A 17,336-nucleotide genomic window follows, 5' to 3' on the forward strand; every position below is an offset into this window, starting at 1 on the left:
CTCTCGGATGGGCTGGGCGCCGGTCGGGTCGGGTCGGATGTCTCGGGCGGATGTCTCGGGCGGGGCCCCGGCGGATGTCTCGACTGGAGCCGAGTCAGCCGCCGGTGCCGGTTCCGCCGCCGGGATCGGTCGGCTCCGTCGTCGGGGGGGCGGTCGGCTCGGTCGGCGGATCGGTCGGTTCAGGCTCGGGTTCGGGCTCGGGCTCGGGCGGGCAGAGCGCCACGGTGCGTTCGATCGACTGCAGCGACGCGTAGGCGCCCGTGAACGCGACCGTGTAGACCGCGGACTTCCCGTCCTCCGCCGTCACCCAGTTCACCGTGGCCGAGTCTCGCGCGGCGCGCGAGATGGCCACGAGGTCGGCGGCGGCCTCGGCCGGACACCGGTCGGCGAACGTCACGACGACGGTCGTGGGCGCCGTCTCGGGCGTGGCCGTCGCCGCGTCGGAGCAGCGGATGCCCCAGCGCCAGCAGCCGCGCACCTGCACCTGCGACGGCGCCTGCTCGGGGTCGAGCTGGAAGCTGTCGGTCCAATCGCCGTAGATCTTGAACTGGCGCTGGTTGTAGTTGCTCGGCACCTGGATGTCGGGTGCGCGAGCGATGCCGTAGAAGTACTGCGACCCGCTCTGTTCGGGCGTCGTCTTGACCGAGTAGGTGGTGGTGCCGCCCGGCTTCGGCGGCGTGACGACCACGTCGACCGACACCGTGTTCGAGACGACCACGCCGAAGCCGTTCGACGCGCACGCCTTCACGCGGTACTCCTGGTACGACTCGAGCCCCGAGATCACGGACGTCTCGGAGACCACGGCGCCCGAACCGCCCGAGACGGTCAACCCGCCGCCGCTCGAGGACACCGCGCACTGCGGCTCGCCGCCACCGCGCCAGGCGATGTATCGGGCCTCGATCGGCTTGCTCGAGCCGTTCGGGTCGACCTCGCCGCCGGTCACCTCGACCGAGGTATCGGACTTGGCCCCCGCGCCGATATCGCTGCGGAGCTTCGGCGCGCCCGCGGCCTCAACCGCGATGGATCGCGAACTGCCGTCGACCGACCCGGCGATCGGCGGCTGGAAGCGGCTCGACGGCACGAGGGTCAGCATCTGGTTGCCGGGCGAGAGCTCGAGCCGGTACGTCGAGACGTCGCCCTGACGCTCGAGCGGCCGGTTCAGCTCGACGATGCGGAACCCCTGGGAGTCAGCCGACGAGCGCACGGTGAGCTCGACGATCGCGCGATCACGGCTGGTTCCCTCGTCGAAGATCGGTCGCGACGACAGGTCGACGATCTCGGGTGCCCGGTAGGCCCAGCTCTCGACCGCGCTCGTCTCGACCGACTCGCCGACCGAGTTGACGGCGCGTGCGGTGTAGTGCGAGCGCTGGCCGTTCTCGAGCCCCGCGACGGTGCAGCGCCAGACCCCCGCGAGCTCGGCCGAGCACGAGGCATCCTGGGCGCGGCCGTCTCGCTGGATCGTGACGCCCGTGACCGGCGGGTGCGCCTTCGCCGCCTCGCCGAGCGGGATCTCGAGCGTCACGCTCGAGCCCGTGTACCCGACCGTCGAGATCGTCTGCGGCGCCTGCGGGTACCCGAGCACGTCGATCGTGAGCGTGCCCTGCCCCGTGCGGTTCTGCGCATCGCGCACGGTGTACGGCACGGTGCAGGTGCCGCCGAAGGCGGTCTTGCCCGAGGGGAAGGTCGCAACGACCGCGTCGCCCACGACCGAGACGGATGCCGCGTCACAACGCACCCCGCCGCCGCTCACGCCGATCGACACGAGGTGCAGGCCCGCGCCGGGCTTTCCCGCGAACGGGTCGTACTCGCCGCCGACACCGGTGACCGGGATCGAGCAGCTGCCGTCGCTGACGGTGCACTCCTTGGTGAAGGACGCTCCGCGGGGCGCGTCGGGCGGCGCCGCGCCGACCACGAGCGTGATCGTCGCACTCAGGCCCCCGAACGCGGACACCGAGACGGTCGCCGTCTCGCGGGTGCCGGGCACCGCATCGGCGCGGGCCTCGAAGGTCACCTGGTCGCCCGCACCCTGCTGCACGAACGACGCCCCGCTGTACGAGACCCGGTAGTCGAGGGCCGCGCGGTCGCCTTCGCGGCCGCCCTCCCACGAGGTCATCGCGTCGTAGAGCGCCACCGTCTCGGTGGCGCCGGGCACCACGGTGCGCGAGATCGCCGACAGCTGCGCCTGCGGGTTCTTCGGCTCGATCTCGATCGGCACGGCGATCGACGACCACCGCTGCTGCCCCTCGAGCCGAACGGGGATGAGGCAGGTATCGGTCCACGGCGCCTCGCGGCCCGCCTGGTACTGCGCGCGGTTGCCGCCGGCGACCGTGCACGACGAGTTCGCACGCTGCACCGTGAACGGGCCGTCGCCCAGCTGCACCTGGTCTGACGCCGGCAGGTCGAGCAGCTCGCGCACATCGAAGGCCGCCGTCTTCTCTTCGCCGACGTCGACCGGGTCGAGGTCGGCCCGCAGCTGCACCGGCAGGTCGTCGAACCCGGGGATCCGCAGGATCCCGTACGCCTCGATCGCGTCGTCATCGCGCGAGGTCACACGGAACGGCACCAGGTCGCCGCGAGCGGGGAGCTCGCCCGAGACCCGCCATCCGTCGACGTCGTAGCGCGCCGCCGCCGAACCCCAGAGCTCGACCTCGAGGCTCTGCAGGTCGCCGTTCGGCCAGGCGACCTTTCCGGTGACCACATCGAGCCCGCCGCGCTCGAAGTCGGCTCGGTTGCGGGCGGTGACGACGGTGTCGCTCACGACTGGGTGATCGACCGCCGCGGATTCGCCGACGCCGAGCACGATCAACCCCTGCGCGGTCGACGAGGTCGACGACGCCCGGGCCGTATACAGGTAGGAGTTCGTGCCCACCACGTCGCCAGCGCGGAGCACCACCCGACCCTCGCCGAAGGAGGTTGCGGGGTCGATCAGCGCAGCGAGCCGGTCGTACTCGGAACTGCCGGTCGGCGCGTTCGGCACGACGTCGATGAGCTCGAGCGACCCGAGCGCCGGATCGCGGTCGTTGCCGAGCGGCTGCACGGTGATCGGGGTGCCGGATCCGCGGGTGGTGCGCACGTAGTCGCTGAACGTGACCGGCGCCGCGTCGGAGAGCCCGGCGTCGAGCACCCCCACCCGTACGGTGGAGGTCTCCTCGGCACCCGACCCGTCGCGCACGGTGTACACGAACTCGAGTTGGCCGCCGACCACGCCCGACTCCGGCGCGCGGTAGACGATGGCATCGCCCTCGGCCCCGATCGACGCGGTTCCCGCACCCGCAGCCGGCTGGCCGATGCCCGAGAGCACCACGCGGTCGCCGTCGGGGTCGATGCCCGAGAGCGGCACGGGGATCTCGACGCTCTGCCCGCTCAGCACGCGCGCCGACAGCACGGGCGGGCGGGGCGGGCGGTTGGCGCCGGCCGGCAGCACGGTCACGGTCACCGCGGCGTGGTCGGTGCGCGTGGGGTCGGCTTCGAGGGCGACCGAGTACGTGAGCCGGTAGGTGCCGGGGACTTTGGGCGCCACGTACCGCAGCAGGTCGCCCGAGGCGAAGACCAGTTCGCCGTCGGTTCCGGAGCCGACGACGTCGTGCCCGACCAGCAGTCGTGCTCCGCGGGGGCTGACGTCGTTCGCGAGCACGGGGATGTCGGCGAGCTCGCCGGCACGCACGGTCACACTGTCGGGCAGGGCGATCGGAGCCTCGTCGCCGGCATCGGCGGCGAGGAAGACGTTCACGACGCCGACGACCGATGCGCCCGTGCCGTCGGTCACGGTGACTCGCGCACGCCCGAGCATGGCGTTCGCGCCGACCGGCACCGATCCGCCCGCGATGGCGACCCGCAAGTGCGAGGCGCTGACGATGCCGACGCTGAGGTCGCCCGTGGAGCTCGACGCCTCGGACAGCAGCAGTACGCGCCCACTCGAGTTCTGCACGGCGCGCAGCACGTCGACCGTGGTGTCCTCGCCGGGTCGGACGAACGCCGAGATCGGAGCGATGCCGAGCGGAGCGCCCCGATCGACGACCGTCAACCGGATGGTCGCCGACTGCTCGGCCTGCGACACCGAGTCGACCACGGTGTAGGTCACCACGTGCTCGCCCGGTTCGGGCGCACCCAGTTCGATCTCGCCGGAGGCCGGGTTCGGGGTCACGATGAGGCCGGATGCCCCGGCCTTGGCGTCGACCGCGTCGAGCAGCCGGAACGCGCCCGAACCGCCCGAGACGTGATCGGCGACCTCGACCGCGACCGTCTCGCCGGCACCCGCGGTCACGGCGACCGCCTCGGCCACGAGCGGCGACGCCGCAGAGACCACGAGCTCGAGGGTCTTCTCGGAGGACGCGCCGTGCGCGTCGGTCACGGTCACCGTGATCGGGATGGATGCGTCGTCGGCGTTGGGATCGGTGTGCCGGATCGCCACCCGGCCGTCGGCGCGCGGCACCACGGTGACGGGGGCGTCGGGCTGGACGGCGCGCGCGTCGGTGAGCACGACGGGGTCGCCCTCGGGGTCGACCCACGCCTCGAGCACGGGCACGATCGCCGTGCCGCCGGGCAGCACCTGCGGCGAGGGCCACACCTGACGGCACTCGTCGACCCCACACCAGTCGGGTGGCGAGTTCTGGTCGTCGCCGATGACGGTGAGGGTCACGGTGACCGGCGCCGACACCGCCTGCCCGTCGGAGACCGCGTACTGGAACGTCGTGGTGCCCGACGTCGCCTGCACGTCGACGACGAGGGTCTGGCTGTTCGCGACGAGCGACACGGTGCCGAATCCGCCGTCGGCCGGCTGACCCAGCGATCCACGATCGATCGTGAGCACGTCGGAGCGGTTGGGGTCGTGGTCGTTCAGCAGCACGGGCAGCCGCACGAGCTGGCCCGCGCGCACACCGAACGCGTCGGCGACCGCGACCGGCGGCTTCTGCTCGGCGACATCGTCGACGACGAGCGAACCCTGCTGCTCGGCGTCGTCGTCGGCCTCCCACTGCCCGAGCGGCACGGCCCGGCCATCGGGCGCCGTCCACACGAGCCCGCTGGTCGTCTCGTTGAGCACGACGCGGTCGCCGTTGGAGCGCAGTTCGGGCACGATCGCGGGCACCGATTCGAGCGCGTCGTCGGGAACCGTCAGCGGCACCTCGCCGCGCGACGCCGACCAGAGCATCCCCGCGCGCTCGGCGATCCAGCCGGCGAACGCATCGTCGCCGACCCGCACGGGCGCGGCCGGCACGCCGGAGGTCTGCACGGTGCGCGTGACGGCGCCGGTCGCGAGGTCGATCTCGACGAGCCCCGAGCTGTCGGCGACGAGCGCCGACTCGCCCGCGATCGAACTCTGCTGGAGTCGCGCATCGCCCAGGACGTCGACGTCGATCGGCTCGTCGAGCCCCTCGACCCACGCGCGCCCCTCGGCGGCCTCGACGAGAACCCATCGCCCGCCGACCATCGCGAGCTGCAGCCCCGCCTCGGTGCCGGGAGCGTCGGCGAGCTCGACCGGATCGGCGACGAACTCGAGGGTGTCGGCGTCGAACGCCCGCACGGCGCCCTCGGCGGCCGAGTACGCGACGAGGCGGCCCGACGCGTCGATGCCGACGGCGTCGGCCGAGTAGACGACCGCCGCCTCGCCGCCCTCCTCGCGCGCCTCGGCAGCGAACGGGTCGACCGCGGCGACGTCGGCCGAGTCGAGCGACCCGACCGAGACGCGCCCCGAATCGCTGCGGTACACGAGATGCCGGCCGGCCGAAACGACCTCGCGCGTGCCCTCGGGAGTCGGGTCGGGCACGGCCACGACGCCGCCGGCCGGGTCGGCTTCGGCGGCGGGCTCGGCGACCGCCCGGGCGTCGACGAGGTCGGCGGGGGACGCGGCGTCGATCGACCAGCGCTCGCGGAACCCGCCGCTGAACACCACGCCGTCGGCGCCCGACTGGGCGACGCCGCTGGGGTCGTCGACGGTGCGCACCGTGTCGAGCTCGGCGAGGTCGGTGTTGACGCGCGCGTACTTGCCGTCGTCGCGTGTCACCCACACCGAGGATTCGAGCCGCGGCACCTCTTGCGCCTGGTAACCGGCCGAGGTGATGGCGAATCCGGCGACGGTGCCGACGACCGCGACCGCGGCGACGAGGGCCGCGATCGCCCCGCGCCGCGGCCCGCGGCGCTCGGTACCCGCGGCCATCAGATGAGCCCGGTGAGTTCGAGGACGACCACCGCGAGACCCACCACGACCACGCCCACGCCGGCGCCGACGAGCCCGGCCGTCATCGACCGCTTCGGCGCCACGGCCGCCACCGGCAGGCCGTCACGGTCGACGCCTGCGGCGAGGCGCTTCGCCGCGCGCTGCGCACGTCGCGAGTTCGGTGCCACCGTGGTGATCACGGGCCCCCGCACCGAGGCGTCGGAGAACCGCACCGGCGCGGCGCCGGCCCATTCGGGCGCGGCGACCTCGAACGCGGTGACGGGCAGACCGAGGCGGTACTGCGCGTCGCGCAGCAGGTCGGCGAACGCCGCCATCGACGCGGGGCGGCGGGCCGGCTCGCGCGTCATCGCCGTCGCGAGCACCCGGTCGAGTTCGGCCGGTGTTCCCGGCACGGGGATCTGCGGGTAGTTCGCCCGGGCGATGCGCTTCATGAGCTGCTCGCTCGTGTTGCGGGCGCGGTCGTCGACCTCGAACGGGCTTCGGCCGGCCGCGAGCGTGTACAGCGTCGCCGCGAGGCTCCAGATCTCGCTCGCGACGGTGCCCGATACCTCTTCGCGCAGCACCTCGGGCGCGCTCCACGGCACGGACATCGCGAACACCTCGCTCTCGTCGTCGCCGTGCGCGGCCGCGGCGATGCCGAAGTCGGCCAGCACGGGAGCGCCGTAGGCGTTGATGAGCACGTTCGACGGCTTGATGTCGCGGTGCAGCAGCCCCGCCCGGTGCGCGGTCTCGAGCGCACCGGCGAGTCGCACGCCGACATCGAGCACCTCGGCGACGGGCAGCGGGGCGCGCTTGTAGCGGGCCGCCATCGTCTCGGGGCAGAACTCCATCGCGAGGTAGGGCCGGCCGTCGGACGAGATCGAGGCCTGGTGGATGGTGACGATCGCCGGATGCGTCGAGAGCCGTGCCATGACGTCGGCCTCGGCGTTGAAGCTGCGCCGCACCTCGGGGTCGATCGCGTCGGCGCGCAGCACCTTGACCGCGGTCACCCGACGCGGCATGTCCTGTTCGTAGAGGAAGACGTCGGCGAACCCGCCGGAACCGAGCGGGCGGACGTAGGTGTAGCCCGCGATGACCGGAGGCGTCGCCGTGCGCCGTGGTGCCACCTTCGAGTCCCTCCCGTGTCAGCCCGGGCTGACCGACCCGAATTGCTCCTCCGAACGCGTCGCCCCCGCCTCCCCCACGGTCACGAGGTACGACTCGCCGAGGTCGAGGATATCACCCGGCGAAAGCGCAACCTGAGCGTTGTGGATGAGCAGGTGAGGCGCCCTGCCCGGGGCACGCACGAGGGTTCCGTTCGTCGACGCGAGGTCGATCGCGACCGGCACGCCGTCGACGACGAGCACCTGCAGGTGGCGCCCCGAGATCTCGCGGCGGGGCGACGGCGTCACCACGTGCACGCCGCTCTCGCCCGGCACGGCCGACGGGCGGCGACCGAACACGACCGGAGGGCGCACCTCGCCGCCGTCGGGAAGGCGCACGATCCAGTCGGTGAGCGCCTCGCCCGAGGCATCCGGCCCGATCGCGGCTGCGACCACCTCGGCGACCGCAGCGGGCATCGGCAGCTCGATCGGCCGGGTCGCCGGGTCGCGCCGCGTCGGCGCGGGACGCCGTACCTGCGCCATCGCGATCTCGGACGTGCGCACCACGCCGCGATGCATCGGAAGCCGCGCGCCCGCCCGGGCCGAAGCGCCGATCGCGAGCCGCAGCGCGTCGATGCCCGACGCCTCGCCGAGCACCCATGCCCCGCCCTCCGGCCCCGAGAACCGGGTCGACGCCACACCGTCCATCGCCACGTCGACCGCGCCGCGGACCGCGACGTGCACCCGACGCGCCTGTTCGTCGGCGACCTCGACGATGCCGCAGTCGCGCGGACCGCCCTCGAGGGCGAGCAGGTCGAGCACATCGGCGAGCTCTGCGTCTTCGCCCTCGAGCAGCGCGTACAGCTCGCCCGCGAACTCGGCGCCGCTGTCTCGGCCGAGCAGGGTGACGAAGCGCTCGGTCACGATCGCGAACCCGGGCGCGGAGCCGTCGGGCGCGGGGGCGTACTCGAACACATCTCGACTGTACCCGAGCGGGGTCAGCTCGCGACGGCGACGAGCGCGAGACGCCGCTCGTAGACGAAGTCGTTCTCCCAGCGGTCGCCGACGAGGAACCGCTTCACGCCCACCCGCTCGAACCCGTGCTTGCGGTAGAACCGCTGGGCGCGCTCGTTCTCTTGGTTGACGCCGAGCCAGACGCCCGCGGGGCGCTCGGCGAGGTCGGCGAGCGCAGCCAGCGACGCGGTCATGAGCTCGGATGCCGCGCCCGACCCGTGCGCACGGGGCAGCGTGTAGCACTTGGACAGCTCGACCGTCGGTCGCAGGCTGATCGCCGCGGCGACGTCGCGGTCGCGCGGCTCGCCGAAGATGAGCATGGTGTACCCGAGCGCGCCGTCGGCGTCCTCGGCGATGAACAGCAGTCGCGCGGGGTCGGCGAGGTAGTCGGCGAACCGCTCACGGGTCAAATGGGCGGCGATGAAGGCCTGCTTCGCAGCATCCGTCGTCGACGGCGGGCAGGCCAGCGGAAAGGTGATGGCCGCGACCGCGGCGAGCGCGTCCGCATCGTGGGGCGTCGCCCGACGCACCTGGACTCCGGTCATCCCGTCAGCCTAATCCTGTCGTGCGGGCGGTCTGCCGTGCTCCGACGCAGACGGATGCCTCGCCCGGGGTCGGCCCGGGCGAGGCATCCGCCGTGATCGACCTCAGAGGAACCTGGCGTACGCCCCCAGCGTCAGGAACGTCGGGAACTCGGGCTCGAGCGCGACCGAGCGGAACACCTGGATCGCGTCGTCGAATCGGTCGCCGTCGAACCGCGGCAGCGCGCGCACCGCCTCGCCCATCGCCCCCACGATGAACGTCTGGTCGATGCGGACGCCCTCGGCCGTCACCGTGTTCTCGTGCAGCCACTGCCAGATCTGCGAGCGCGAGATCTCCGCGGTCGCGGCATCCTCCATGAGGTTGTCGATGGCGGCGGCCCCCACGCCGCGCAGCCACGACTCGAGGTAGCGGATCGCGATCGAGATGTTGTCGACGACGCCCGCCTCGGTGACCTGACCGCCCGCGGACGGGATGTCGAGCAGGTCGGCGGCCGTCACGCTCACGTCGTCGCGCAGGCGGTCGACCTGGTTCGGCCGATCGCCGAGCACTGCGTCGAATTCGGCGCGCGCCGTCGCGATCAGATCGGGGTGCGCCACCCACGTGCCGTCGAAGCCGTCGGATGCCTCGCGGCGTTTGTCGGCCGAGACGGCCTGCAGGGCGCGCTCGGTGACCTCGGAGTCGCGGCGGTTCGGGATGAACGCGCTCATGCCGCCGATCGCGTGCGCACCCCGCTTGTGGCAGGTCGCGACGAGCAGTTCGGTGTAGGCGCGCATGAACGGCACCGTCATCGTGATCTGCTTGCGGTCGGGCAGCGTCCAGCGCCGGCCCCGGCTGCGGAACGTCTTCACGATCGAGAAGATGTAGTCCCAGCGGCCGGCGTTCAGGCCAGCGCAGTGGTCGCGCAGCTCGAAGAGGATCTCCTCCATCTCGAACGCGGCCTGGATCGTCTCGATGAGCACGGTCGCGCGGATCGTGCCGTGCGGGATGCCGAGCCGATCCTGCGCGTAGACGAAGATGTCGTTCCACAGCTTCGCCTCGCGGTGCGACTCGAGCTTCGGCAGGTAGAAGTAGGGCCCCCGGCCGAGCTCGATGAGCTTCTTCGCGTTGTGGAAGAAGTACAGCCCGAAGTCGACCAACGACCCCGACGCCTGCATGTCGCGGCCGGCGCGGTCGTGGAAGCGGATGTGCTTCTCGGTGAGGTGCCATCCGCGCGGACGCATCACGATCGTGGGCGTCTCGCGGATGTCGCGGGCCACGCGGTACTGCTTGCCCTCGGGGCTCGTGTACTCGAGGTCGCCGCGCAGCGCGTCGAACAGGCTGAGCTGCCCCTCGATCACGTTCCGCCAGGTGGGGCTCGTGGCATCCTCCTGGTCGGCGAGCCAGACCTTCGCGTCGCTGTTCAGCGCGTTGATGGCCATCTTGCGGTCGGTGGGGCCGGTGATCTCGACGCGGCGGTCCTCGAGGCCCGGGCCGGGGCCGGCGACGCGCCACGACGGGTCGCGGCGGATCTGCTCGGTCTCGGGGAGGAACTTCGGGTCGCGGCCGTTCGCGGCGTCCACCCGGTTCTGCAGGCGCGCGGCGAGCAGATCGTGCCGGGTGTGGGCGAAGCGGTCGTGGAGTTCGGCGAGGAACTCCAGTGCGCCCGGTGTGAGGATCTCGTCGTACCGCTCGCCGGCGGCGCCGGTGACCTCGATCCGCGGTGCGACGGTCGCGAAGCTGCCGGTCGTCGGCGCGCCCGTGCGCGGGCTGCGGCGCGCCGCCTGCGGCGGAGCATCCGTTCGTTCGATGGTGAGCGTATTCATGGTCTCGTCTCCTTGAATGCTTTTCTCAGGAGGAATCGCGTCGATCGTCGCGCGACGCGGCGATTCCTCCTGAAAAGCGACCGTTTCGGGCGGTTCCTCCTGAAAAGAGTTCAGGGGCGAACCGCTCGGGTCAGTGGGTGAACTGGTCTTCCTCGGTCGATCCGACGAGGGCGAGCGTCGCGCTGGTGGGGTTCAGCGCCGTGGCGATCTGGTCGAAGTAGCCGGTGCCGACCTCGCGCTGGTGGCGCGTGGCGGTGTATCCGGATGCCTCCGAGGCGAATTCCGCCTCCTGGAGCTCGACGTATGCGCTCATGTGCCGCTCGCTGTAGTCCTTCGCGAGCGTGAACATGGAGTGGTTGAGGGCGTGGAAGCCCGCGAGGGTGATGAACTGGAACGCGTAGCCCATGCTCGCGAGCTCGCGCTGGAACTTCGCGATCTGGTCGTCGTCGAGGTGGCGCTTCCAGTTGAACGACGGCGAGCAGTTGTAGCTCAGGCGCTTGCCCGGGAACTTCGCGTGCACGGCCTCGGCGAACCGGCGAGCGAGGTCGAGGTCGGGCTCGGCCGACTCGACCCACAGCAGGTCGGCGTACTCGGCGTAGGCCAGGCCGCGGGCGATGACCGGCTCGATGCCGTTCTGCACCTCGTAGAAGCCCTCGGCGGTGCGCTCGCCCGTCACGAAGGGGCGGTCGCGCTCGTCGTGATCGCTCGTCAGCAGGGTCGCGGCGAGCGCGTCGGTGCGGGCGATGATGACGGATGGCACGCCGGCCACGTCGGCCGCAAGGCGCGCCGCGTTGATCGTGCGGATGTGCTGCGACGTCGGGATCAGCACCTTGCCGCCCATGTGGCCGCACTTCTTCTCGCTCGCGAGCTGGTCCTCCCAGTGCACGCCGGCGGCGCCCGCCTCGATCATCTGGTGCATGAGCTCGTAGGCGTTCAGCGGTCCGCCGAAGCCGGCCTCGGCGTCCGCGACGATCGGGGCCAACCAGTCGCGCTCGCCGTCGGGGCCGTCGGTGCCCTGCTCGATCTGGCCGGCGCGCAGCAACGCGTTGTTGATGCGGCGCACGACCGCGGGCACCGAGTTGGCCGGGTAGAGCGACTGGTCGGGGTACGTCTGGCCGCTGAGGTTCGCGTCGGCCGCGACCTGCCAGCCGCTCAGGTAGATCGCCTTCAGACCCGCGCGCACCTGCTGCACGGCCTGGTTGCCGGTGAGGGCGCCGAGTGCCGCCGACCACTCGGGGTCATCCATGCGGTCGAACGCGGTGCCGGTGTTGCGCTGGATGTCCTCCCACAGCTTCTCGGCGCCGCGGCGGGCGAGCGTGCGCTCCTCGCGCACCGGGCCGCGCAGGGCGATGACGTCCTCGGCGGTGTAGTCGCGCGTGACGCCCTCCCAGCGCGGGTTCGCGTCCCACTCGAGCTGCAGCTCGGCAGCGGTCTGGGTCTGGTCGCCGGGGCGGGCGGGCTGGGTGCTCATCGTCGTGCTCCTTCGGTGGTGATCGGATGCCTCGTGCCTCGGCCGGCCGTGGTCGGCGGCGTGCGACGGGGCATCCGGTGGCCTGTGTCCTCCACTGTGCGGGGCGTGCCGGGGGTGCGACCGAGGATTCGGGGGGTGAACTTCCGCGGTTCTTCTGCGCCGCGGAAGGAACCCGCTCTCAGCGGGCTCGGGCCTCGCGCCCTGCCGCCGTGCACGGCCGGGGAGTGCTCCCCATCGGATGCGGCGCAGGGAGTCCGTATCGTTGCGTCGGACCCTTCCCGATGAACGAACAGGAGCACGTCGTCACCCGACGCCCCGCCCGCATCGCCCTGCTCGGTGCCGCAGCCGCCGCCGCACTCGTGGCCTCCGGCACCGCACCCGCCGTCGCCGCAGACCCGGCGCCGACCCTCGCCGACCTGCCCGCCGACTGCCAGGGCGCGCTGAGCATCGTGACCGCCGACGGCGCCCTCGAGACGCTCGTCGTGAACTCCACCCGAGCGCCGGGCGAGGTGGCCCGCTCCGAGTCGCCCGAGGGCAGCGACACCTTCGACTTCGTGCCGCGCGATCTCGTGTGGATCGGCGGCTCGGGCGACGAGGAGGGCGGCCATGGGAGCTACCTCGCGGTCTCGCCGACCGGTCGCCTGCTCGAGGTCGAGTACCGCACGCACCTCGGCGAGCCCGACCGTCTCGAGATCACCGACTCCGGCCAGGCGGGCGGCGCGCCGCTCACCGTCGCAGGGCCCTACCTGTTCTCCCTGCGCACCCTGCCGACGTCGACGACGCCGCAGGGCGTGCTGTGGCGGTTCGAGTTCAACGGCTGGGACGAACCGGGCGTCTTCACGAACCCGGGCACGGTCGGCAACAGCCGTCAGCTCGGCGCGATCGAGCAACTCGCCGCGGTCTACGGCTCCTACACCGACCCGATTCGCACCCTCTACGGCTCGACCGGCGACGGCGAGCTGCTCGAGATCACCGTGCCGAACGACACTCCGAAGTCGCACACGGTCCGCACCGTGGCAGCCGAGGGCTTCGACGACCTCACCTCGCTCGAGGTGCGCAACTGCTACGAGAGCGGCGGCCGCACGTTCACCGGCACGACCGACGACGGCGCCGTGGTGGTCTGGTACGACGCCGACCGCACCGACGGCATCGCGGGCGCCGACCTCGTGCGCATCGAGACCGGCGCGACGCTCGAGCCGGGCGACCACGCCTTCGGGTACTGAGCACAGAACCGCGGGGCCGGTCCTCGCGCGACGACCGGCCCCTCCGTGCGTCGGCGCACGCTCGGCTCGCCGCCGGGCGTGCCGCCGCGTTCGACCGCGATACTCCTGGTCGGGGCTACCGGCTCGACCCGGATGCCCGCCACCCCTCGAGCGCCGTGCGGAACGCCGCAGGTTGCTCGACCCACGGGTAGTGTCCGCACTCGGCGAGCATCCGCAGGTCGGCTCCGAGCGCGTCGGCGTACGCCCGCACCGGGCCCACGCCGACCAGGATGTCCCCGTCGCCGGCGACCACGAGGGTCGGGCGGCGGGGCGCCGCGAGGATACGGGCGGCCGCGTCATCCGGAATGCCGGTGAAGTAGGCCTCGATCGACGAGAGCCGCCAGGCTCCGACCGTCGCGTGCGCCCGCTCGCGCTCGGTCCAGCGCGCGTAGCCCGCGGGGCCCTCGGTCACGCGGGCGCGCTCGAACTCCGCCTGATCGCGCGGCCCGTCGCCCGTGATCGAGGCGAACGCGGCATCCACCAGCGGGTCGCGACGCGCCCGGGCGAGCGCATCGCCGTCGTACGCGACGCCCGTCAACCATGCCGCGGGCGGGGTCACCAGCGCGAGGCTGCGGATGCGCGCCGGGTGCCGCGCCAGCGCGGCGAGCGCGAGCCGGGTGCCGGCCGAGTGCGCGACCACGTCCACGGCGTCGAGCCCGAGGTGGTCGGCGAACGCGACGAGGTCGTCGGCGTCGGTCCACCAGCCGCGTGAACGGCCGCCGGTCGTCGGGGTGCCGCGCGGGTGCAGCACCGCGATCGGGCGGTCGGATGCCACGCCGGCGAGGTCTTCGAGGTAGTCGACGCCGCGGCAGGGCCCGCCGGGAACGAGGAGTGCGGGTTCGCCGGCGCCCGGTTCGCCGGCGCTCGGCTCGCCGAGGACGTGGTAGGCGATCGGGGCGCCGTCTGCGGCGACGAAGGTCTGCACCCGATCGACGGTAGCCGACCCCGACGGATCGCGACGGGCGAGTTGTCAACAGCTCCGCGATGCGGTCGCACACGTCGCCCCGCCATCGCATAGCATCGGGCGACGGCCCGTGTTCGGCCGCCGCCCCCAACCCCTCGAGGAGCCGCAGTGACCGCTGCCCCGCCGACGATCGGCATGCCCGTGCCACCGCAGCCGCAACCCCCGCGCCCCCCGCGCAAGCCCGGCTTCGGCTGGGCGATGGCCCTCGCCATCGTGGTGACGGCGCTGCCCGTCATCCTCGTGCCGGTCTACGTGGTCGGCGTGCTGGCGACCACGTTCGCCACGATCGCCGCCGTGCAGAGCGAGGTGCGCGACCAGGCCGACGGCACCGGGCTCGGCATCGACTCCGAGGCCGGCTCCGATCCCACCGACCTCGCCGTCGGCCCCGACCTGCCGGTCGATCTGCCGTTCGACGTCGAGGTGCCCGAGGGCGTGTACGCGGGCGTCAACGACACGCTCACCGCCGTCGACGCGTGGACGCCCACCACCGAGGGCGCCATCGGCTACCTCGGCTACACGAACGCGTCGACCGGGTGCGCGGTCTCGTACGAGAACGGGTCGCTGCCCGATGAGATCGACCGCTCGCAGGGCGACCAGGCCACCAGCCACGGGTTCATCGAGTGGATGTTCGACACCGAGCCCGACCCCGACTCGTTCACGACGAGCATCGTGCACGGCGACGTGGTCGGCGAGCCGGTCGGTGAGGCCGAGGCGGTCATCGAGTACTTCACGACGGATGCCTCGCAGATCGCCGTGATCGCACGCACCTTCTCGCCCGCCGGCGAGGGCGTGATGATCTACGTCGAGTGCCCGACGACCGAATCGCTCGACGAGGCCCTGTCGGGCGACGTCGCCACCCACCTCACGCTCTCGCTGATCTGACCGGAGACACCGTCATGACTCACCTCGCAGCCACCGACGCGCTCGCCGCCAGCATCGGCATGTTCGTCGTCATCTGGGCGCTCATCGGCCTCATCCTGGTGGCCACGTACGTCGCCACGGGCGTGCTCCTCTCCAAGGTGTTCCAGGCGACCGGCCAGCCCGGCTGGCCGGCCTGGGTGCCCCTCTACAGCTCTTGGAGGCTGCTCGAGCTCGGCGGCCAGCAGGGCTGGATCGCGTTGCTGTCGTTCGTGCCCGGCGCGAACATCGTCGCCGTCGTGTTCCTGATCATGGCCGTGCACAAGGTCAACGAGGGCTTCGGCAAGGGCGTCGGCCACACGGTGCTGTACGTCTTCCTGCCGCTCGTCTGGATGGCGCTCATCGGGTTCGGCGGGTCGCCCTGGCGCGGCCTGCAGCCGCCGGCCGGCGGGTACCCGCAGCCGGTGCCCGCGTACCTCCCGCCCGTCGCCCAGCCCGCCCAGCCCTTCCCGCCCCAGACGTACCAGGCCCCTCCCGTTCCGCCGGCCTGAGTCGCGCCGGGCGGGAGTCTGATCCCGGGACCACCGCCGCCCGAGCCCGCTCACGACTGCGGGGCATCCGTCGGGTATCGGCGGGCGAGCGCGGCGCCCAGTTCGCCGAGCCGCACCCGCAGCTCGGCGGGCTCGACGACGGCGGCGACCTCGGCCCAACCGGCGAGGCGCCGCGCGAGCACCTCCATCGAATGCCCGCCGACCCGCACGCGCACCCGATCGCCGTCGCCCGGCAGCGACGGCAGCCGGTCGGCCGGGCCGACCCAGCCGCGGAACTCCGCGAGAAGGTCGGCCTCGACCAGCACGACCGCGGTGGCCCGCGAACCTGCGGCTCGCGCGACCTCGCCGAGCTCGGCCCACGCCTCATCCAGGTCGAAACCGGCGGGTGGGTCGAACCGATCGTCGAGGATTTCGAGCCGTGCCATGCGATCGAGTCGATACGTGCGTCGGCCGGCATCCGTGTCGGCCAGCAGGTACCAGGTGCCGCCGCGGTCGCCGAGTCCGAGGGGGCGCGCCAGCCGTGCGCCCGGCTCGCGACCCCAAGCGGTGTAGTCGAACCGCACGGCGCGGCGGTCGATCACCGCGTGCTGTAGAGCGTCGAGGTGCTCGGGCACGGATGCCTCGCGCCAGTCCCGACCGCCGACGACCACCGCGGCCGATGCCGCCTGCGCATCCCGCCGGAACGGCTCGGGCAGCGCCCGGAGCACCTTGCGCAGGGCCGAACGGCCGACTTCCGAGGCATCCGCCCGCGGCCCGAGCAGCAGCAGGAGCGCCCGCGCCTCGCCGGCCGTGAACCCGCTGAGGTCGGTGCGACCGCCGCCCAGCAGCGACCACCCGCCGCCGCGGCCCGGCTGCGGGTAGACCGGCACGCCGGCGCTCGACAGGGCGAGCAGGTCGCGGCGAGCAGTCGCGACCGAGACCTCGAGCTCCTCGGCCAGCTCGGCCGCGGTCACCCGGCCGCGCGCCTGCATGACGAGGAGCGTGGCCACGAGCCGGTCTGCACGCATGTTCCGATTCTCCTCGGAAAAGTGGTCAGAAGGTGAGCACTTCTCCGTTCGACCATGGATGCATCGACACCAAGGGCCGGCGACATCCGGCCCCGACCATCCAGGAGGAACCCCATGCTGCGAGGCATCGCCACCGTGAACGTCTACGTCGAGGACCCGGCCGCGGCGGCCGACTGGTACGCCGAGGTCCTCGGCATCGAGCCGTACTTCACCCGCGAGGGTCCCGAGGGGCGGCCCGCCTACGTCGAGTTCCGCATCGGCGATCACCAGCAGGAGCTCGGCTTCATCGACCGCCGATTCGCGCCGGCATCGTTCGCGACCCCCGCTCGGAACGACGACCCGGCGGCCCCGGCCGGCGCCGTCATCCACTGGCACGTGAACGACCTCGAGTCCGCTGTCGCCAGGCTGCTCGACCTCGGCGCATCCGTGCTCGATCCCATCACCCCGCGAGGCGAGGGGTTCGTCACCGCTTCGGTCGTCGATCCATTCGGCAACGTGCTCGGCGTGATGACGAACGTGCACTACCTGCACATGCTCGACTCCTGAGGGCCGGCCATGATACCTTGCGGTTCTAGATACCTTGCAGTGCGGGGTATCTAGAACCACG

12 protein-coding genes are annotated in these 17,336 nt (G+C 72.5%); 4 read left to right on the top strand and 8 right to left on the bottom strand.

Annotated elements, in window-relative coordinates; genetic code table 11:
- Nucleotides 1-94: 94 nt before the first annotated feature.
- The 6 genes from FLP10_RS05850 to aceA all read right to left on the bottom strand — a co-directional run bounded on the left by FLP10_RS05850 (nucleotide 95) and on the right by aceA (nucleotide 12,087).
- Nucleotides 95-6,154, bottom strand: coding sequence for an Ig-like domain-containing protein (locus tag FLP10_RS05850; protein ID WP_149160021.1), 6,060 nt, complete (start codon nucleotides 6,152-6,154; stop codon nucleotides 95-97).
- Nucleotides 6,154-7,281: a serine/threonine-protein kinase gene (locus FLP10_RS05855; RefSeq protein ID WP_149160022.1), complete on the bottom strand. Its 1,128-nt coding sequence runs from the start codon at nucleotides 7,279-7,281 to the stop codon at nucleotides 6,154-6,156. The genes FLP10_RS05850 and FLP10_RS05855 overlap by 1 nt, the downstream gene beginning before the upstream one ends.
- Before the next feature lie 18 nt (nucleotides 7,282-7,299).
- Nucleotides 7,300-8,232: an FHA domain-containing protein gene (locus FLP10_RS05860; protein WP_246150214.1), complete on the bottom strand. Its 933-nt coding sequence runs from the start codon at nucleotides 8,230-8,232 to the stop codon at nucleotides 7,300-7,302.
- A 23-nt stretch (nucleotides 8,233-8,255) separates the two neighbouring features.
- Nucleotides 8,256-8,816, bottom strand: a complete 561-nt coding sequence (locus FLP10_RS05865) for a GNAT family N-acetyltransferase (RefSeq protein WP_149160023.1) — start codon at nucleotides 8,814-8,816, stop codon at nucleotides 8,256-8,258.
- 102 nt (nucleotides 8,817-8,918) lie between these two features.
- The gene (aceB, locus tag FLP10_RS05870; RefSeq protein WP_149160024.1) at nucleotides 8,919-10,616 is read right to left on the bottom strand and encodes a malate synthase A; all 1,698 of its coding nucleotides are present in this window, start codon (nucleotides 10,614-10,616) and stop codon (nucleotides 8,919-8,921) included.
- Nucleotides 10,617-10,746: 130 nt separating this feature from the next.
- On the bottom strand, nucleotides 10,747-12,087 hold the full coding sequence (gene aceA, locus FLP10_RS05875; protein WP_149160025.1) for an isocitrate lyase: 1,341 nt from the start codon (nucleotides 12,085-12,087) through the stop codon (nucleotides 10,747-10,749).
- A gap of 281 nt (nucleotides 12,088-12,368) precedes the next feature.
- On the opposite strand from aceA, the gene FLP10_RS05880 reads away from it, so the two are divergent.
- A complete protein-coding gene (locus tag FLP10_RS05880) occupies nucleotides 12,369-13,310 on the top strand; it encodes a hypothetical protein (protein WP_149160026.1) in 942 nt (313 codons plus the stop codon).
- Between the two features lie 115 nt (nucleotides 13,311-13,425).
- On the opposite strand, the gene FLP10_RS05885 is transcribed toward FLP10_RS05880, so the two are convergent.
- Complete coding sequence (locus tag FLP10_RS05885) at nucleotides 13,426-14,274, bottom strand: alpha/beta fold hydrolase (protein WP_246150215.1); 849 nt, start codon at nucleotides 14,272-14,274, stop codon at nucleotides 13,426-13,428.
- Nucleotides 14,275-14,421: 147 nt separating this feature from the next.
- Here FLP10_RS05885 and FLP10_RS05890 point away from each other — a divergent pair, with 147 nt between their 5' ends.
- Together FLP10_RS05890 and FLP10_RS05895 are read left to right on the top strand one after the other, a co-directional pair.
- A complete protein-coding gene (locus FLP10_RS05890; RefSeq protein WP_149160027.1) occupies nucleotides 14,422-15,195 on the top strand; it encodes a hypothetical protein in 774 nt (257 codons plus the stop codon).
- Nucleotides 15,196-15,209: 14 nt separating this feature from the next.
- Entirely contained in the window at nucleotides 15,210-15,722 is a 513-nt protein-coding gene (locus FLP10_RS05895; protein ID WP_149160028.1) for a DUF5684 domain-containing protein, read from the top strand.
- Nucleotides 15,723-15,772: 50 nt separating this feature from the next.
- Here the strand turns inward: FLP10_RS05895 and FLP10_RS05900 are convergent, their stop codons facing one another.
- Nucleotides 15,773-16,729, bottom strand: coding sequence for a helix-turn-helix transcriptional regulator (locus FLP10_RS05900; protein WP_149160029.1), 957 nt, complete (start codon nucleotides 16,727-16,729; stop codon nucleotides 15,773-15,775).
- A 114-nt stretch (nucleotides 16,730-16,843) separates the two neighbouring features.
- On the opposite strand from FLP10_RS05900, the gene FLP10_RS05905 reads away from it, so the two are divergent.
- Nucleotides 16,844-17,275 carry a VOC family protein gene (locus tag FLP10_RS05905; protein ID WP_149160030.1) on the top strand — a complete coding sequence of 144 codons (432 nt, stop codon included), beginning with the start codon at nucleotides 16,844-16,846 and terminating at the stop codon, nucleotides 17,273-17,275.
- Nucleotides 17,276-17,336 lie beyond the last annotated feature (61 nt).

This window comes from Agromyces intestinalis, assembly GCF_008365295.1.
In the GTDB taxonomy this organism is placed as follows: domain Bacteria; phylum Actinomycetota; class Actinomycetes; order Actinomycetales; family Microbacteriaceae; genus Agromyces; species Agromyces intestinalis.